The organism is Pseudomonas sp. MPC6 (assembly GCF_006094435.1).
GTDB lineage: Bacteria > Pseudomonadota > Gammaproteobacteria > Pseudomonadales > Pseudomonadaceae > Aquipseudomonas.
This window is the reverse complement of record NZ_CP034783.1, coordinates 4,069,222-4,085,350: the sequence shown is the minus strand read 5'-3', so window position 1 is coordinate 4,085,350 and position 16,129 is coordinate 4,069,222. Positions and strand designations below refer to the sequence as shown.

Annotated in this window: 14 protein-coding genes; 13 read left to right on the top strand and 1 reads right to left on the bottom strand. The window is 63.1% G+C overall.

Features of this window, described 5'->3' with window-relative positions:
• The first annotated feature begins 6 nt into the window (after positions 1-6).
• The 3 genes from ELQ88_RS20795 (at position 7) to ELQ88_RS20785 (ending at position 3,351) form a co-directional block, all read left to right on the top strand.
• Positions 7-1,704 carry an FAD-binding protein gene (locus ELQ88_RS20795; protein WP_138967449.1) on the top strand — a complete coding sequence of 566 codons (1,698 nt, stop codon included), beginning with the start codon at positions 7-9 and terminating at the stop codon, positions 1,702-1,704.
• Positions 1,701-2,483 (top strand): SDR family oxidoreductase, encoded by a 783-nt coding sequence (locus ELQ88_RS20790; RefSeq protein WP_138967447.1) that lies wholly within the window; start codon positions 1,701-1,703, stop codon positions 2,481-2,483. The genes ELQ88_RS20795 and ELQ88_RS20790 overlap by 4 nt, the downstream gene beginning before the upstream one ends.
• Before the next feature lie 520 nt (positions 2,484-3,003).
• Positions 3,004-3,351: a DUF6124 family protein gene (locus tag ELQ88_RS20785; RefSeq protein ID WP_138967445.1), complete on the top strand. Its 348-nt coding sequence runs from the start codon at positions 3,004-3,006 to the stop codon at positions 3,349-3,351.
• 27 nt (positions 3,352-3,378) lie between these two features.
• On the opposite strand, the gene ELQ88_RS20780 is transcribed toward ELQ88_RS20785, so the two are convergent.
• A complete protein-coding gene (locus ELQ88_RS20780; RefSeq protein ID WP_138967443.1) occupies positions 3,379-4,164 on the bottom strand; it encodes an enoyl-CoA hydratase in 786 nt (261 codons plus the stop codon).
• Between the two features lie 141 nt (positions 4,165-4,305).
• Here ELQ88_RS20780 and ELQ88_RS20775 point away from each other — a divergent pair, with 141 nt between their 5' ends.
• The 10 genes from ELQ88_RS20775 to ELQ88_RS20730 all read left to right on the top strand — a co-directional run bounded on the left by ELQ88_RS20775 (position 4,306) and on the right by ELQ88_RS20730 (position 15,842).
• The gene (locus ELQ88_RS20775; protein WP_138967441.1) at positions 4,306-5,091 is read left to right on the top strand and encodes an SDR family oxidoreductase; all 786 of its coding nucleotides are present in this window, start codon (positions 4,306-4,308) and stop codon (positions 5,089-5,091) included.
• Between the two features lie 56 nt (positions 5,092-5,147).
• Positions 5,148-6,116, top strand: a complete 969-nt coding sequence (locus ELQ88_RS20770) for an OB-fold domain-containing protein (RefSeq protein ID WP_138967439.1) — start codon at positions 5,148-5,150, stop codon at positions 6,114-6,116.
• Positions 6,117-6,128: 12 nt separating this feature from the next.
• Complete coding sequence (locus tag ELQ88_RS20765; protein ID WP_138967437.1) at positions 6,129-7,262, top strand: acyl-CoA dehydrogenase family protein; 1,134 nt, start codon at positions 6,129-6,131, stop codon at positions 7,260-7,262.
• Positions 7,234-7,653 (top strand): MaoC family dehydratase, encoded by a 420-nt coding sequence (locus tag ELQ88_RS20760; RefSeq protein ID WP_128872439.1) that lies wholly within the window; start codon positions 7,234-7,236, stop codon positions 7,651-7,653. The genes ELQ88_RS20765 and ELQ88_RS20760 overlap by 29 nt, the downstream gene beginning before the upstream one ends.
• A gap of 17 nt (positions 7,654-7,670) precedes the next feature.
• Positions 7,671-8,849, top strand: coding sequence for a lipid-transfer protein (locus ELQ88_RS20755; RefSeq protein WP_064677291.1), 1,179 nt, complete (start codon positions 7,671-7,673; stop codon positions 8,847-8,849).
• A 10-nt stretch (positions 8,850-8,859) separates the two neighbouring features.
• Positions 8,860-10,029 carry an acyl-CoA dehydrogenase family protein gene (locus ELQ88_RS20750; protein WP_128872438.1) on the top strand — a complete coding sequence of 390 codons (1,170 nt, stop codon included), beginning with the start codon at positions 8,860-8,862 and terminating at the stop codon, positions 10,027-10,029.
• A gap of 65 nt (positions 10,030-10,094) precedes the next feature.
• Entirely contained in the window at positions 10,095-11,315 is a 1,221-nt protein-coding gene (locus ELQ88_RS20745; protein WP_138967435.1) for an acyl-CoA dehydrogenase family protein, read from the top strand.
• Positions 11,312-12,454 carry an acyl-CoA dehydrogenase gene (locus ELQ88_RS20740; protein WP_138967433.1) on the top strand — a complete coding sequence of 381 codons (1,143 nt, stop codon included), beginning with the start codon at positions 11,312-11,314 and terminating at the stop codon, positions 12,452-12,454. The genes ELQ88_RS20745 and ELQ88_RS20740 overlap by 4 nt, the downstream gene beginning before the upstream one ends.
• Positions 12,455-12,683: 229 nt before the next feature.
• Positions 12,684-14,366 carry a class I adenylate-forming enzyme family protein gene (locus tag ELQ88_RS20735; protein ID WP_138967431.1) on the top strand — a complete coding sequence of 561 codons (1,683 nt, stop codon included), beginning with the start codon at positions 12,684-12,686 and terminating at the stop codon, positions 14,364-14,366.
• Positions 14,367-14,459: 93 nt separating this feature from the next.
• Complete coding sequence (locus ELQ88_RS20730; RefSeq protein WP_178084703.1) at positions 14,460-15,842, top strand: DUF1329 domain-containing protein; 1,383 nt, start codon at positions 14,460-14,462, stop codon at positions 15,840-15,842.
• Positions 15,843-16,129: the final 287 nt, after the last annotated feature.

Below are 16,129 nucleotides of genomic sequence, written 5' to 3'. Positions count from 1 at the left end.
GGGTGTATGGCGACGTTCGATGACAGTTTCTGCACGCCGATCCAGACACCTTTGCAGGTCGCCGACAGCAGCGCGTTGCTGTGGGACGAGCACTGCGATGTATTGATTATCGGGTGGGGCGCGGCCGGGGCCTGCTCGGCGCTGGAGGCCCGCGCCCAGGGTGCCGATGTCCTGATTGCCGACCGATTCACCGGTGGCGGTGCCAGTGCCAAGAGTGGCGGGGTGGTCTACGCCGGTGGCGGTACCCGCCATCAGCAGGCGGCAGGGTTCAGCGACACGCCCGAAGCCATGTTTGACTACCTCAAGCATGAAACCCAAAACGTGGTCAGCGACGACACCCTGCGGCGCTTCTGCGCCGACAGCGTCAGCAACCTCGACTGGCTGGAAAGCCACGGTGCGCCCTATGGCCACCAGATGCCGCCGGGCGGCAAGACTTCGTACCCGCCTGACGGCTACTTTCTCTATTACTCCGGCAACGAACTGGTCCCGCAGCATGGCGGACCGCTGCCACCGGCACCACGGGGTCATCGCACCGTGGGCAAAGGCCAGTGCGGCGCGGTGCTGTATGCACATCTCAAGGACGCGTGCCTGCGCGCCGGGGCCCGGCCATTGCTGCAAGCGGCAGCCAAACGCCTGGTGGTTGATGCGCAGGGGCGGGTGGTGGGTGCCGAGATGTGGTGCATGACGCCCGGCACCCCGCAAGCGCAGTTGCATGCGCGCCTGGCCGCTCGCGCCGAACGTTTACAGAACTTCGCCGCGGGTTACTGCAAGAAGCTGCGCCAGCGCATCGGCCAGCTCGAACGGGACTTCGCCCGGCCACGGCTGGTGCACGCCCGCAACGGCGTCATCCTCAGTACCGGCGGTTTCATTTTCAATCGCGAACTGATCAAACGGCACGCGCCGAAATTCGAGCGTAACTTCAAAGTCGGTGCCACAGGCTGTGACGGCAGCGGCCTGCGCCTGGGGACCAGCGTCGGTGGTCAAGGCGCTGCACTGGAGCGTGTTTCGGCCTGGCGCTTTATCAACCCGCCGTACAGTTGGCACAAGGGCATCGTCGTCAATCGCGAAGGCCGGCGTTTCTGCAACGAAGAAGTCTATGGCGCCACCCTGGGCCAACCCTTGATGGAAGAGCAGGGCGGCAAAGCCTGGCTGGTGCTGGATGCGCCGTTGCGCAAGAAAGCCATCCGTGAGGCACTGTTTGGCGGCTATTGGTGGTTTCAAAGCTTGCCCGCCCTGGTGCTGATGCTGTTCAAGGTGCGCAAGGGCAAGAGCCTGAGCGAATTGGCCAATGCGACGGCCATGGACCCTGCCGTACTGCGTGCCTCGGTGCTGGCTGCCAACGCAGCCGCCCGTGGCGAGGCGCCGGAGCCGTTCGGCAAGTCCGAGGGCGGACGCCAGGTGCTGGAACAGGGGCCTTTTTATGCCTGCGATATCTCGGTGACCAATCCGGTATTCCCCCTGGGCGCCCTGACCCTGGGCGGCTTGCGCGTGGATGAACGCAGCGGCGCAGTGCTGGACCAGCAGGGGCAAGCCATAGCGGGTTTGTACGCAGCCGGACGCAGCGCCCTGGGCATACCTTCGCATTTGTACATCAGCGGCCTGTCCCTGGCCGACTGCGTGTTCTCCGGTCGTCGTGCCGGTGCCGCCGTCGCGCGCCCGCACGGCCAGCAATTCGAAACGACCCACGCACATGAGATGACATGATGACGCTCAATCAAAACAACAAGAACGGCCGGGTTCACGGCAAAGTCGCGCTGGTCACCGGCGGCGCCAAGGGGATCGGCGCTGCCAGCGTGCGGGTGCTGGCGGCCGAAGGGGCCCAGGTGCTGATCAGCGACCTGGACGTCGAGGCAGGCCAGGCCCTGGCGGCTGAAATCGGGCCGGCTGCAGCCTTTATCCGCCACGACGTCAGCAGTGAAGACGCGTGGCGCCAGGTCATCGACCATGTGCGCGAGCGCTACGGGCGTCTGGATATCCTGGTCAACAATGCCGGCATCCTGATCGCCGGCTCGATTGAAGAGACCAGTCTGCAGGCGTGGCAACAGGTGATGCGGGTGAATGCCGACAGTGTGTTTCTGGGCTGTCGCGAAGGCATCGCGTTGATGAAGGGCAGCGGTGGTTCGATCATCAACCTATCGTCCGTCGCGGCCCTGGCCGGGCGTGACGATTACCTGGCTTACAGCGCCTCCAAGGGCGCGGTGGCGGCATTGTCGCGTTCGGTGGCGGCGCTTTGCCGGCGGCGCAGATACCGCATCCGCTGCAACACGCTGCACCCGGATGGCGTGCTCACCGACATGACCCGTGGCAGCCTCCCCGCAGGCGTCGACCCCGACCGCATGACCATCGACAGCGACCCGATGAACCGCATGTGCCGGCCCGAGGACGTGGCGGCCAGCGTGCTGTTCCTGGCGAGCGATGAAGCCCGGGCGATCAATGGTGTCGAGTTGCGCATTGATAGCGGGCAGATGGTGATGAGTATCTAGCGGCCGTTGCCACCCCATTCCACCGCGCCCCGCCCTGTAGGAGCCAGGCTTGCCGGCGAAGAACGATAACGCGGTCACAAAGACAGACCGCAGCGTGCAAACGCTCGCAAGCTTTTACGAAGTCGGTCGAGGTGGAAATAGGGCGTTTCTGATGGATGTGTAGGACGCTTCCGAGTGTTTGTAAGAAAGCCTTCACGTCACTTCCCGAAGGCCACAGCACCTTGCGTCGTTGCCTACGGTTAAGCCAGAATCCGCCGGCTTGTGCGCCCAGGGGCTGCTCGGTAACTTGATTCGCGTCACTGATGGTCAGTGATCGGGTTTAGTAGCCCGGCCAAGGTTAAAGCGGTCGCATGAGCATCATCAGTCAGGTATCCGCCTGCACTTGATGGCAGCTGTGCGCATGGCGTCCTCGGGCGCGCCGGTTTTTGCTTTCCCTTGCCGGTCTACTAACTTGCGCACAGCTGCCACCCTTTCGTGTAGTAGCGAGATGGTGCGGCCCAGCTAATTAAGGGAAGTATTCATGATCAAGCAGACACCAAACCCGCCGGACACCGATCCGGCAACGCCCTCAGAAACCATCGACTCCAACAATTCCCACCCACCCTCCGAACGCATTCCCTCTGCCGCCGACATCCGGTCCACTCCGCGCAAGCTTTGCACCATGTTCATCGTCAACCCGGAACTCGATACCGAAACCCTGCTGGCCCACGCCTGTGAGTCGCTGGCTTCGGCCAATGTCATGGCGCTGGATCTGGCGGATCATATGGAAGGGACGAGTCGCAACGCCCTGTTGGGGATTGCCCAGGTCATTATGCTGGGCGAACTGGCGGTGAACCGGGCGTTGGATCGGATTGATCGGGTTGAATAGGAGATCAACGTTTTCGTTCGGGAGATGTTAATACCCCTCAAACTGCGCCGGGCGTTTCTCGATAAACGCCTGCATGCCTTCCTTCTGATCCCGTGAGGCGAACAACAATGCATTGGCCTTGCGCTCCAGCGCCAGGCCTGCTTCCAGTGGCGCGTCCATGCCCGCCAGGATCACTTCCTTGATCTGCTCGGCGGCCAGGGCCGGCATGGCGGCGATGACACGCGCCAGCTCCAGGGCGTGGGCTTGTACCTGGTCATCGTCGACCAGGTCACTGATCAGTCCGGCGACCCAGGCTTCCTCGGCGCTGATCGGCTGGCCGGTGAGCGCCATGCGCATTGCCTTGACCTTGCCCACCGCGCGCACCAGCCGCTGGGTGCCACCGATGCCGGGCATGATGCCGATGCGGATTTCCGGTTGGCAGAAGCGCGCGCTGCGGCCGGCGACAATCAGGTCGGCATGCATTGCCAGCTCACAGCCGCCGCCATAGGCATAACCGCAAATTGCCGCAATCACCGGTTTCGGGCAGTGCTGGATCGGCCCCCAGACCCGTTCGGTGTGGCGCTTGTAGATATCGATGGCGCCGACCCCGGCCATGCTGTTGATGTCGCCACCGGCGGCGAACACCTTGTCACCGCCGGTCAGCACGATGCAACGCACCTCGGGGTCGATCGCAAGTTCACTGAAATAACGCGACAGCAGCGCCTGCAATTCCAGGCTCAAGGCGTTGGTCGCCTGCGGGCGGTTGAGCCGCAGCAGGGCCACGCCGGGCAGTGGGCGTTCGAGCAGAACCGGTGCAGCGGATGAGTCGGACATGAGCATTCTCGAAGACCTGACAACGTGTAAATGGCCACCAGTGTCCTGTTCAGGCGGTTGAATTTTCATCGTCCGTTCAGACGTAGTTTGGCCTGCGGTTCGTCCCTAGAGTGACCCTTGTCAGTAGAAAAGGAGCACATGATGGAGCTGCATTCGGGTCTTGATTACAGCGGCAAGGTGGTGCTGGTCACCGGTGGCACCAAGGGCATCGGCGCCGGTATTGCGCTGGGGTTCCTGGCCGCGAACGCACGGGTGATCGTCTGTGCCCGGCGCGAACCTGAACAGGTGCCGGCGCAGGGTGGCAAGCGCGCGACCTTCATCGCCGCGGATGTGCGGGACCACGATTCCCTGCAACGCCTGTTCGCCACCATCGAGCGCGACTTCGGGCGCCTCGACGTGGTGGTCAACAACGCCGGCGGCAGCCCTTCCGCCGACGCAGCCACGGCGTCGCCCAGGTTTCATGAAAGCATCATCGGTCTGAACCTGATCGCGCCGCTCAACGTCGCCCAGCACGCCAACCGGCTGATGCAGGCCCAGGTGCAGGGCGGTTGCATCGTCTTTATCGGCAGCATCAGTGCGCTGCGTTCCTCGCCAGGCACCGCCGCTTACGGCGCGGCCAAGGCCGGGGTGCTGGCGCTGGTGCAATCGCTGGCGGTGGAGTGGGGGCCCAAGGTGCGGGTGGTCACGGTCAGCCCGGGGCTGGTACAGACCGAGCAGTCGCACCTGCACTACGGCTCCGAGGCCGGTATCGCCGCCGTCGCGGCCGGCATTCCGGCCGCGCGCATGGCGGTGGCCGAAGACATCGCCAACGCCTGTCTCTACATCGCATCGCCGCTGGCCAGTTACGCCAGCGGTTGCAACCTGTTGCTGCATGGCGGTGGTGAACGCCCGGCATTTCTCGATGCCGCGCAGGTTCTGCCCACCTGATCGACCTATTGCGGCGACCGGGTTCGGTGGCCGCCTTCAATGTGAAGGAGACGACTTTGGCTGATCCACAATTGCTATCCAATGTGCGCGCCCTGGTGGGGCGCGAGTACGGCCGCGTGTATGCCTGGGACGAGGTCAATGCCCCGATGATTCGCCAGTGGTGCGAAGTCATGGGCGTGGACAACCCGCTATACACCGACGCGGGTTTTGCCTTGGGCACCGTCCATGAGGGCCTGATCGCTCCGCCTGCGATGTTGCAGGTGTGGACCATGGAAGGCCTGCACGCCAACAACTATCCACCTGGCTCCACCGACGAGAACCCTTACGAGGTGCTCAAGGAAATGGAAGCCTACGGCTATGCCTCCACCGTGGCGGTGAACTCCGAGCTGAGTTTCACCCGCCCGGTGCGCCTGGGCGAAAAGCTCTACTACACCACGCGCCTGGACTCGGTTGGCGATGAAAAAACCACCGCCCTGGGCACTGGTTTCTTCGTCACCCTGGTCATGAGCCACTTTGTCGAAAAAGCCGGCGGAGACGAGCCGGTCGGCCAATTGCTGTTTCGCGTCTTCAAGTTCCGCGCGGCGAATGCCCAGGCACCTGCCAAGGTCGAGGCGGCACCGGTCAAGGCCAAGCGCCCGCTGCCGGGCATCAGCGACGACACCCGGTTCTTCTGGGAAGGCTGCGAGAAGGGCCAATTGCTGATCCAGCGCTGCACCGCGTGCCAGACCCTGCGCCATCCACCGGCGCCGGTATGCATCCAGTGCCACAGCTTCGACTGGGACACCTTGCAGGCCAGCGGCCGCGCCAGCCTGTACTCGTTCGTGGTGATGCACTACCCCGAAGTGCCGCCGTTCGATTACCCCAACCCGATCGGCCTGATCGAGCTGGAGGAGGGCGTGCGCCTGATTGCCGGCCTGGTCGGTATCGAGCGCGAGCAACTGCAGATCGGCCAGCGCTTGCAGGTCGAGTTCCAGACCTTCGATGACCAGTTGACGCTGCCTTTGTTCCGGCCGGTAGACGCCTAGGAGCCATTCACCATGGATTTCGAATTAAGTGAAGACCAGCGCGCCATTGCGCAAATGGCCGACAGCCTGTTTGTCGACCATTGCCATGACGACTACATGCGCCAATGGGACACCAGCGGCGAACCGATGATGGCGCCGCTGTGGAAGCTCTGCATCGAGACCGGGCTGCAGGCCCTGGCCATCCCCGAAGAACACGGTGGCAGCGGTTTGGGCATGACCGAGCTGATGCTGGTGTTGCAGGCTCAAGGCAAGGCCCTGGCCCAGGTGCCGTTGTGGCGCCATCAACTGGCGGCCGCGACCCTGGCTCGTTTTGACGCCAGCGACAGTGCGGGATGGGTCGCCAAGGCGGCGTCCGGCGAGGCGCTGTTGAGCCTGTCCGTCGATGCGTTGAGCAGTGCGCTGGGCATTGAGTTGCAGGCGCAGGCGACTGAGGGGGGCTGGTCGGTCAATGGCCGGGTCGCGGCCCTGTCCCTGGGTGATCAAGCCCAGGCTGCACTGGTATTGGCGCAGGTCGACGGCCAACCGCGCTTGCTGCTGTTGGACCTGGCAGCGCCCGAAATCCAACGGGTGTCGGCGGTATTGACCCACGGCGAAGCGGTGGCCGACCTGCATATCGAGGGCTTGACCGTGAGCGGCGCAGCGCTGCTGCCGGCCGAGGCCGTTGCCTGGCTGGAACTGCGCAGCGTGGCGGCGCTGGCTGCCCTGCAACTGGGGGTCAGCGAAGAGCAGATCCGCCGCACCGTGGCCTATGTCAGCGAGCGCCGGCAGTTCGAGCGCAGCATCGGCAGCTTTCAGGCCGTGCAGATGAGCATGGCCGACACCCATATCGCCGTCGAAGCCTTGCGCACGGTGCTGTGGCAACTGGCCTACCGCATCGATGCCGGCTTGCTGGCGCCTTCCGAAGCCCTGGCCACCGCGTGGATGGCCTGTGAAGCGGGGCACCGCATTGGCCATGTCGCGCAACACGTGCATGGCGGCATCGGCGTCGACCTGACGTACCCGATCCACCGTTTTCTCTACTGGAGCCGTGGCCTGTGTCTTGCCCTGGGGGGTTCGGCAGCAAACCTGGAGCGCCTGGGCGACTGGCTCAACGATAACGACAAGCTGGGATGGAAATATGACCTCGAAGAACACCAAGCGCTTTGAAGACGTGCGCCCCGGCGAAGTACTGCCGGAGCTTGCCGTCCCAATCACGGTGACCCTGATCAACGGCGGCGCGATTGCCACCCGTGATTACTTCCCCGGCCACCACGACGCAGAAGCGGCCCGTGCCTTGGGTTCGCCCCACGTGTTCATGAACATCCTCACCACCAACGGGTTGGTGCAGCGGTTCATCGAGCAGTGGGCCGGACCGCTGGCGCAATTCACCGCGCTGAAAATCAAGCTCGGCGCACCGAACTACCCCGGCGACTGCATGACCTTCAGCGGCAGCGTCACCGGCGTCGATGCGCACACCCGCTCGGTGGACATCACCTTGAGCGGCAAAAATTCCATGGGCAACCACGTGACCGGCACGGTCGCGCTGGTCCTGCCCTGACAGCCGGAGAGACACAGATGACTGATTCATCGATTTCCGGGCGTGCCGCGATCGTTGGTCTAGGCGCAACCGAATTTTCCAAGAACTCCGGACGCACCGAATTGCGCCTGGCCCTGGAGGCCACCTTGAGTGCTCTCAAGGACGCCGGCATCGACCCGAGCGAGGTCGAGGGTTTCAGTTCCTATTCCGTGGACAAGGTCCCGGAATACGAAATTGCCCGTTTGCTCGGTTGCAAGGACGTGAAGTTTTTCTCGCAAGTACCCCACGGTGGCGGCGCGGCTTGCGGGCCGGTGATGCACGCGGCCATGGCAGTGGCGACCGGGATGGCGAAAGTGGTGGTGGTGTATCGCGCCATGAACGAACGCTCCTGGTATCGCTTCGGTACCGGTAACTACGGCTTCGCTTCTGCGCCAACCTTCGACAACGTCAACTACGGCTGGTACATGCCCCACGGCTTCCATACGCCGGCAGCCTGGGTCGGCATGTTTGCCCAGCGCTACATGCACACCTATGGCGCCACCAGCGAAGACTTCGGCCGGATCGCAGTGGCGGCGCGGGATTTTGCCGCCACCAACCCCCAGGCGTTTTTCCACGGCAAGCCGATCACCCTGGAAGAACACCAGGCCTCGCGCTGGATCTGCGAACCGCTGCACCTGCTCGATTGCTGCCAGGAATCCGATGGCGCCGTGGCGATGGTCATCACCTCGGCCGAGCGCGCCCGTGACCTTCGGCAGAAACCGGTGACCATCAAGGCCGGTTCCCAGGGTATCAGCCACGGCCAGCAGAGCATGACCTCGTTCTACCGCGACGACATTACCGGGCTGCCGGAAATGGGCGTGGTCGCCCGCGAGCTGTATCGCCAGTCAGGCCTGGGCCCGGAGTCTTTCCAGACCGCCGTGATCTACGACCATTTCACCCCGTTCGTATTGCCGCAGCTGGAAGAGTTCGGTTTCGCCAAGCGCGGTGAAGCCAAGGAATTCATCCGCGCCGGGCACCACGCCCGTGGCGGCAAACTGCCGATCAACACCCATGGCGGGCAATTGGGCGAAGCCTACATCCACGGCATGAACGGCATCGCCGAAGCGGTTCGCCAGGTGCGTGGCACGGCGGTCAACCAGGTGGCGGATGTGCAGAACGTGCTGGTCACCGCCGGCACCGGCGTACCCACCAGCGGCCTGATTCTCGGCGCAGCCTAAGGAGCAGCATATGTTCGTCGACCTCACTCCCGAACAACATGCCCTGCGCCACAAGGTGCGGGACTATTTCCAGGCCCTGATGACCCCGGACCTGCGCGACCAGTTGCGCGGCAAGGAAGGCGGCGATCTGTTTCGCCAGACCATCCGCCAGATGGGGCGCGACGGCTGGCTGGCGGTCGGCTGGCCCAAGGCCCATGGCGGTCAGGGCTACGCCGCCACCGAACAGTTGATCTTCTTTGAAGAAGCCAACATTGCCGGGGCGCCGCTGCCGTTCGTGACCATCAGCACTGTCGGCCCGGCCTTGATGACCCATGGCAGCGAGCTGCAGAAAGAGCGTTTTCTGCCGGGGATCGCCGCGGGCGAAATCATGTTCGCCATCGGTTACTCCGAACCCGGCGCCGGCAGCGATCTGGCGGTGCTGAAAACCAGTGCCCGCCAGGACGATGAAGGCTTCGTGGTCAATGGCAACAAGCTGTGGACGTCGGGTGCCGAATCGGCCGATTTCGTCTGGCTGGCGGCCCGCACCGATCCGACCGAGGCGCGGCATAAGGGCATTTCGCTGTTGATCGTCGATACCACGACGCCGGGCTTCTCCCACACCCTGATTCCTACTACCAGCATTCCGACCACGGCCACCTACTACGACAACGTGCGGGTGCCCAGCGAGATGCTGGTGGGTCAGTTGAACGGCGGCTGGAAGCTGATCACCTCGCAACTGAACCACGAACGCCTCGGCCTGGGCACCTGGTCGGACAAGGTGGTGGCGCTGTTTCGCCGGGTCTACCTGTGGGCGCGAGCCCGCGACGAGCAGGGCCGTCGGGCGATGGACAAGGCCTGGGTGCGCAGCTCGCTGGCCGAGTGTTATGCGCGCCTGGAAGCGATGCGCCTGATCAACATGCGCATCGCCGCCGACCTTGAGCTCGAACGCATGAACGTCGCGCTGAGTTCGACCACCAAGGTGTTCGGCTCGGAGTCGGCGATCGAGATCCTGCGCAAGCTGGCGGCGATCGTCGGCGCCAATGGTTCGATGCGCAGCGGCTCGGCGGCCACCCTGTTGCAGGGTGAACTGGAATTTGAATTGCGCTCTGCCCCGACCCTGACCTTTGGCGGCGGCACCAATGAAATCCAGCGTGAGCTGATCGCCCAGTTTGGCCTCGGCATGCCGCGTACCCAACGCTGAAGCTCGTCCATCAAAAACAAAAACCGTACTCGCCCCCGATCCGGGGCGAGTCGAAGGGGACTTTCATGAGCACTATCGAGCAATTTCGGCAGGACACCCGTGCCTGGCTGGAGGCCAATTGCCCGCTGTCGATGCGTACCGGCATGGCAGAAGGCGATGTGGTGTGGGGCAGTCAGAACCCGCAATTTCCCTGTGAAGACGCACGCCTGTGGTTCGAACGCATGCGCGACAAGCGCTGGTTCTGTCCCGAGTGGCCTGAGGAATATGGCGGCGCGGGCCTGAGTGACGAGCAACTGTCGGTGCTGGAAAGCGAGATGCGTCGCATCAAGTGCCGCCCACCGCAAATCAACCTGGGCATCTGGATGCTCGGGCCGGTGTTGCTGGCGTTCGGCAGCGATGAGCAGAAACGCGATCTGTTGCCGCCGATCGCCCGCGGTGAAGTGCGCTGGTGCCAGGGCTTTTCCGAGCCGAACGCCGGTTCGGACCTGGCCAGCCTGAAGATGGCCGCGCGTGATGCCGGCGATCACTTCGTGGTGGACGGCAGCAAGATCTGGACCTCCTACGGCGACAAATCCGACTGGATGTATGCCCTGGTGCGCACCGACTTCAGCGCGCCTAAACACGAAGGCATCAGCCTGATCGTGCTGGACATGCGCAGCCCCGGCGTCACGCCACAGCCGATTGATTTGATCAGCGGCAAATCGGCGTTCTGCCAGGTGTTCTTCGATGGTGTGAAGGTGCCCAAGAGCCAGTTGATCGGCCCGTTGAATGGTGGCTGGAACCTGGCCAAGTACCTGTTGCAGCACGAACGCAAGGCGATGTCGAAATTCGGCGAGTTCAGCCTGCCGTCGCACTTCGATCTTCTGGCCTTGATGCGTGAATACGTGCCGGCGCCACAGACCATGAGTGAACACGCATTGCAGGCGCGGGCCACGGCCTGTGCGATGAACGAGCATGCCTACAACCTGACCGTGCAGCGCATGGGTGAAGAGGCGCGGGCCGGTGATGACATCGGCGGCCTGATGTCGATCATGAAACTGGTGCACACCGAACAGGAGCGCGACAAGTTCGAAGTACTGCTCGACGCCATGGCCGGGCACGCTTTCGGCTGGGAGAGCACGGCATTCAGCGAGCAGCAACTGGCGATCACCCGTGCCTGGCTCAGCAGCTATGCGCTGACCATTTCGGGTGGGGCTTCGGAGATCCAGCTCAATGTCATCGCCAAGCGCGTGCTTGGTTTGCCTGAAGTGAAGAAGGTTGCCGTGAAAACAGGAGTACAGCCATGAGCCTGCGTTATAGCGATGAACAGCGTTTGCTGGCCGACAGCGCGCGGGACTTTCTCGCCGCCCGCAGCCCGGTCAGCGCCCAGCGTCGACTGCGCGATGACGCGGTGGACCTGGGCTTCGATGCGCCGTTGTGGCGCGACGCGGTCGAGCTGGGCTGGAGTGCGATTCCGTTCCCGGAAGACTTCGGCGGCCTGGATTTCGGCTGCAAGGGCCTGGGGCCGATCTTTGAATCCATGGGCCGCAACCTGTCGGCCTCGCCGCTGTTATCCAGTGTAGTGCTCGGCGGTTCGCTGTTGCATCTGGCGGGCAATTCGGCGCAACAGACGCACTGGTTGCAAGCGGTGATCGGCGGCGAACAGCGCCTGGCCCTGGCCGTGGACGAACGCTCGCGCCACGACCCGAGCCGCATTGCCCTTGAGGCGAAAGCCGAAGGGCAGGGCTATCGCTTGCATGGCGACAAATTCTGGGTGGTCGACGGCCTCGGCGCCGATGCCTATGTGGTGGCGGCGCGCACCTGCGGGCAGCCGGGCGACACGCAAGGCATCAGCCTGTTCCTGGTACCCGCCGATACCCGGGGTTTGACTGTCAGTGCCTTGGCGCTGATCGATTCGCGCAACAGCGCACGCCTGCAACTGGATCAGGTGCAATTGGGCAGCGACGCGCTGCTGGGCACCCCGGGCGAGGGCTGGACGGCGCTGGAAACCGCGCTGGACCGGGGCCGCGCCTGCCTGGCCGCGGAGCTGTTGGGGATGGCCGAGCAACTGTTCGAGACCACCCTGGAGTACCTCAAGACCCGCCAGCAGTTCGACACGCCGATTGGCACCTTCCAGGTCCTGCAACATCGCGCCGCACAGATGTACATCGACCTGGCGCTGAGCCGCAGCGCCCTGATGGCCGCGCTGGCGACCCTGGATGACGCCAGTCACGACGCCAGGGTACGCGCTCGCCTGGTCAGCCTGGCGAAATGGAAGGCCGGCGATACGGCAATCAAGGTTGCCAACGAGGCGGTGCAGATGCACGGCGGCATTGGCGTCACCGACGAGCTGGATGTCGGCCTGTACCTCAAGCGTGTTCGCGTTGCACAGGGCTGCCTGGGTGACCGGGATTTCCATTGCGAACGCTATTTGGCCCACGCATAACCGAACAGCGGGATTGAACCCTCGCAAGGTCCCCTGGTGTAACCCGACCTCTGTGGGAGCGGGCTTGCCCCGGGCGGCGTTCCGACGAAGACGGAGTGTTAAGCGACGCAGATGTTGAATGTGCCGACCCCTTCGCGGGCAAGCCCGCTCCCACAAGGAGCGGCGGGGTATTCAACATGTGCGTGCGACACGCTCCCACAGGCTTTTCGCTGTTCTGGAGAAAACACAGATGAGCATTGAACGCTGGCAAACCGCGTGGCGACAATTGATCGCCCCCGGTGCGCCGTTTGAAGTGGTGACGCCCGATGACGGCGCGCCACGCTATTTCCGTCACGCTGCGCACGACCTGCTGCAGGTGCTCGACGCCGGTCGTGTGCACGGCGACCGTGAGTTCCTGGTCTGGCAGGCGCAGCGCCTGACCTTCAATCAGTACTATGACCAGGTTGACCGCCTCGCCGAGCAGATGGTCGCTCGTTTTGGCCTGCAACCGGGCGAACGGGTGGCGATTGCCATGCGCAACCAGCCGGCGTGGCTGGTGGCCTTCGCCGCGATCCTGCGCTGTGGCGCGGTGTGTGTACCGCTCAACAGCTGGGGGCTGCGCGACGAGTTGCAGTACGCGTTGCAGGACAGCGGTTCGCGCCTGTTGCTGTGCGACGAAGCGCGCCTCGATACCCTGCGCGCAGATCTGGCCCGTGAGCAGCACGCCACGATTGTCGTCGGGAGCCAGGAAGGAACGTTGCCCGAGTATTGCCTGCGTTTCGAAGACTTGATCAGCGCCCCGGCATCACCGTTGCCTGCGCTGGAAATCGATCCCGACGCGCCGGCAATGATCCTCTACACCTCCGGCACCACCAGTCGCGCCAAGGGCGCAGTGTCCACTCACCGGGCCATCTGCCAGGCGCTGTTCGCACTGGATTTCCAGGGCGCGTTTTGCGCCATGAGTTCGCCGGAACGCATCGGCGTGGTGATCAACAGCGGCTTTGCGCCAACTACGCTGGCGGCGGTTCCGCTGTTCCATGTCAGCGGCTTGCATGCGCAGTTCCTGTCGGCATTGCGCGGCGGTCGGCGCTTGATGCTGATGTACAAGTGGGATGTCGAACACGCCATCGACCTGATCCGCGATGAGCGCTGCACCCAGTTCAACGGGGCACCGGTGATGATGCAGCAACTGCTCGCTTCGCCGCGCTTTGGCAGTGAGCACACCGCCAGTCTGTTTGGCTTGGGGTTGGGCGGTGGCGCTTCGTCCGCCATGGTGCTCGACAACATGCTCAAGCTCAAGCCTGACGCCATTGGCGGCGCCGGCTACGGCCTGACCGAAAGCAACGGCATTGGCGCGGCGATTGGTGGCGATCAGTTTGTGTACAAGCCGGCAACGGCGGGCTGGGCGCTGCCGATCGTCGATATTCGCATCGGTGACAGCCCTGACCAGCCGCAGTTGGCGAACACCCGCGGGGTGATCTGGCTGCGCTCGCCGACCCTGATGAGCGCCTACTGGAATCTGCCCGAGGCCACTGCGCAAAGCCTGCGCGACGGTTGGCTCGACACCGGCGATATCGGCTATCTCGACGACGAGGGCTTCCTCAGCATCACCGGGCGGGTCAAGGAGTTGATCAACCGCGGTGGCGAGAAGATTTCCGCGGCTGAAATCGAAACCTGCATCCTCGATATGCCCGGCGTTCTGGAGGCAGCGGCATTCGCCATCGCCGACCCGTTGCTGGGTGAGACGGTGGGGCTGGCCGTGCATGGCCAGGCATCGACGCTGCCCCAGGAGGCGCAAGTCTGCGCATTCATCGCCGAGCGCCTGGCCGCCTACAAGGTGCCGACGCAGGTCTATCGGGCACTCGAGCCCTTGCCACGCAATGCCACCGGCAAGGTGCTCAAGGCACAACTGCAAGAAAAATTGGGCGCATAACGCCTGCTTAGTCTTTCCGGACGATGTTGCTGCCGGCAGAACACGAACAATGGGTCCATACCAACAAAGCCTTATCAGCGTAGGAGGCATTACATGAAAATAACAAGAACAGGTCTCATGCTCGCGGTCGCAGTCACAGCCAATAGCGGGCTGATGGGTGCTGCGCACGCCGCGGTGTCACCTCAGGAAGCCGCCAAACTGGGCAAGGAGCTGACCTGTGTCGGCGCCGAGCAAGCCGGCAACGCCGAGGGCACCATTCCGCCGTACACCGGCAAATACCTGGGTGAAGTGCCAGGCTGGAATCATGTGAAGTTCTCTGGCGACCACCCGGTTGACCCTTACGCTGCCGAAAAGCCAACCCTGGTGATTACCGCGCAGAACATGAGCCAGTATGAGTCGCACCTGACCGAAGGGCAGAAGGCCCTGCTGAAGAAATATCCAACCACCTACAAGATGAACATCTATCCAGGTCACCGGGATTTCCGCTACCCCGATTATGTCTGCCGCCGCGCGGTGGATAATGCCCAGCATGCCAAGCTGGTGAACGACGGTGGAGGTTTCACCGGGATCGGCCAGTTGCCGTTCCCAATCCCCAAAAACGGCATGGAAGTGTTGTGGAATCAGCTAGTGCCGGCACGTGCCTACACCGAGGAAAAAACCACCGACCTGGCCTCGGTCCTGCCCAACGGCAGTATTGGCTGGGGGCGTGCCTACGCACGTAACATGGGAATTGGCAACTCACCGACAGAAGACGTCAGGACCGAAGACAAGATTTCGGCCATGAGCAACAACATGACCCTCAAACCGGCCCGCGACAACGGCACCATCAGCATTTCCCATGAACCCTACAACTTCGCCACCGAGGGGCGTCAGGCCTGGAGCTACAGCCCGTCGACCCGACGCGTACGGCAACTGCCGGGTTACGGTTTCGATCAGCCGATGATCGGCACCAACGGCACCATGACCATTGACGAAGACCGCTTGTTCAACGGTTCACCAGAGCGCTACAACTGGAAACTGATCGGCAAGCGCGAGATCTACATCCCGGCCAACGCGTTCAAACCCAACGCTGCGACCGTCAAATACGCCGACATCCTGACGCCCAACCATCCCAACCCTGACTTTATGCGTTATGAGTTGCGTCGCGTGTGGGTGCTGGAGGCCGACTTGAAGGAAGGCTATCGCCATGTCTATGGCAAGCGGGTGTTGTTCATTGACGAAGACACCTGGCATTCGGTCATGGCCGACAACTACGATGCCCGTGGGCAGCTGTGGAAACACGCCATGGTCAACTACTACTACCACCCTGACATGAGCAGCTGGCAGGCCGGTTCTCAGTTCTTCATGGACCTGAACTCCGGCCAGTACACAGGCTACGGCATGACCAACGAGTCGAAGAAGGGCCCGATCCTCAACGAAGGCAAGTTCACCAAGGACCAGTACACCGCGGATGCGGCACGTGCGATAGGGCGCTAATGCCTTAGCAACACCCCGCTACAAGTAAAGGCCTCGCCGGATAACGGCGAGGCCTTTTTTGTTCACGTAATTCCTGGAAATACAGAAACAAGAACGGTCCAGGTGGCTTTTGCCATGCATCAGATCCTGGCGGGCGATGAAACTTTGCGCGCAAAACACTTAGTCCCAATAGACGATGCTGACCACCCTCAACTGACTATATTAAAGCCCAAACCCACTGTCGTATCGCCAGTGCAACGTCTGTATCTGCAAGCCATGAGCTCCAGCCGTTTTTGATTGCCTTCACC

Coding starts and splice junctions, on each gene's coding strand:
- ELQ88_RS20765 (WP_138967437.1), top strand. CDS start 6,129: ATGGATTTCGAATTAAGTGAAGACCAGCGCGCCATTGCGCAAATGGCC.
- ELQ88_RS20755 (WP_064677291.1), top strand. CDS start 7,671: ATGACTGATTCATCGATTTCCGGGCGTGCCGCGATCGTTGGTCTAGGC.
- ELQ88_RS20730 (WP_178084703.1), top strand. CDS start 14,460: ATGAAAATAACAAGAACAGGTCTCATGCTCGCGGTCGCAGTCACAGCC.
- ELQ88_RS20780 (WP_138967443.1), bottom strand. CDS start 4,164: ATGTCCGACTCATCCGCTGCACCGGTTCTGCTCGAACGCCCACTGCCC.
- ELQ88_RS20750 (WP_128872438.1), top strand. CDS start 8,860: ATGTTCGTCGACCTCACTCCCGAACAACATGCCCTGCGCCACAAGGTG.
- ELQ88_RS20795 (WP_138967449.1), top strand. CDS start 7: ATGGCGACGTTCGATGACAGTTTCTGCACGCCGATCCAGACACCTTTG.
- ELQ88_RS20775 (WP_138967441.1), top strand. CDS start 4,306: ATGGAGCTGCATTCGGGTCTTGATTACAGCGGCAAGGTGGTGCTGGTC.
- ELQ88_RS20760 (WP_128872439.1), top strand. CDS start 7,234: ATGACCTCGAAGAACACCAAGCGCTTTGAAGACGTGCGCCCCGGCGAA.
- ELQ88_RS20790 (WP_138967447.1), top strand. CDS start 1,701: ATGATGACGCTCAATCAAAACAACAAGAACGGCCGGGTTCACGGCAAA.
- ELQ88_RS20740 (WP_138967433.1), top strand. CDS start 11,312: ATGAGCCTGCGTTATAGCGATGAACAGCGTTTGCTGGCCGACAGCGCG.
- ELQ88_RS20735 (WP_138967431.1), top strand. CDS start 12,684: ATGAGCATTGAACGCTGGCAAACCGCGTGGCGACAATTGATCGCCCCC.
- ELQ88_RS20745 (WP_138967435.1), top strand. CDS start 10,095: ATGAGCACTATCGAGCAATTTCGGCAGGACACCCGTGCCTGGCTGGAG.
- ELQ88_RS20785 (WP_138967445.1), top strand. CDS start 3,004: ATGATCAAGCAGACACCAAACCCGCCGGACACCGATCCGGCAACGCCC.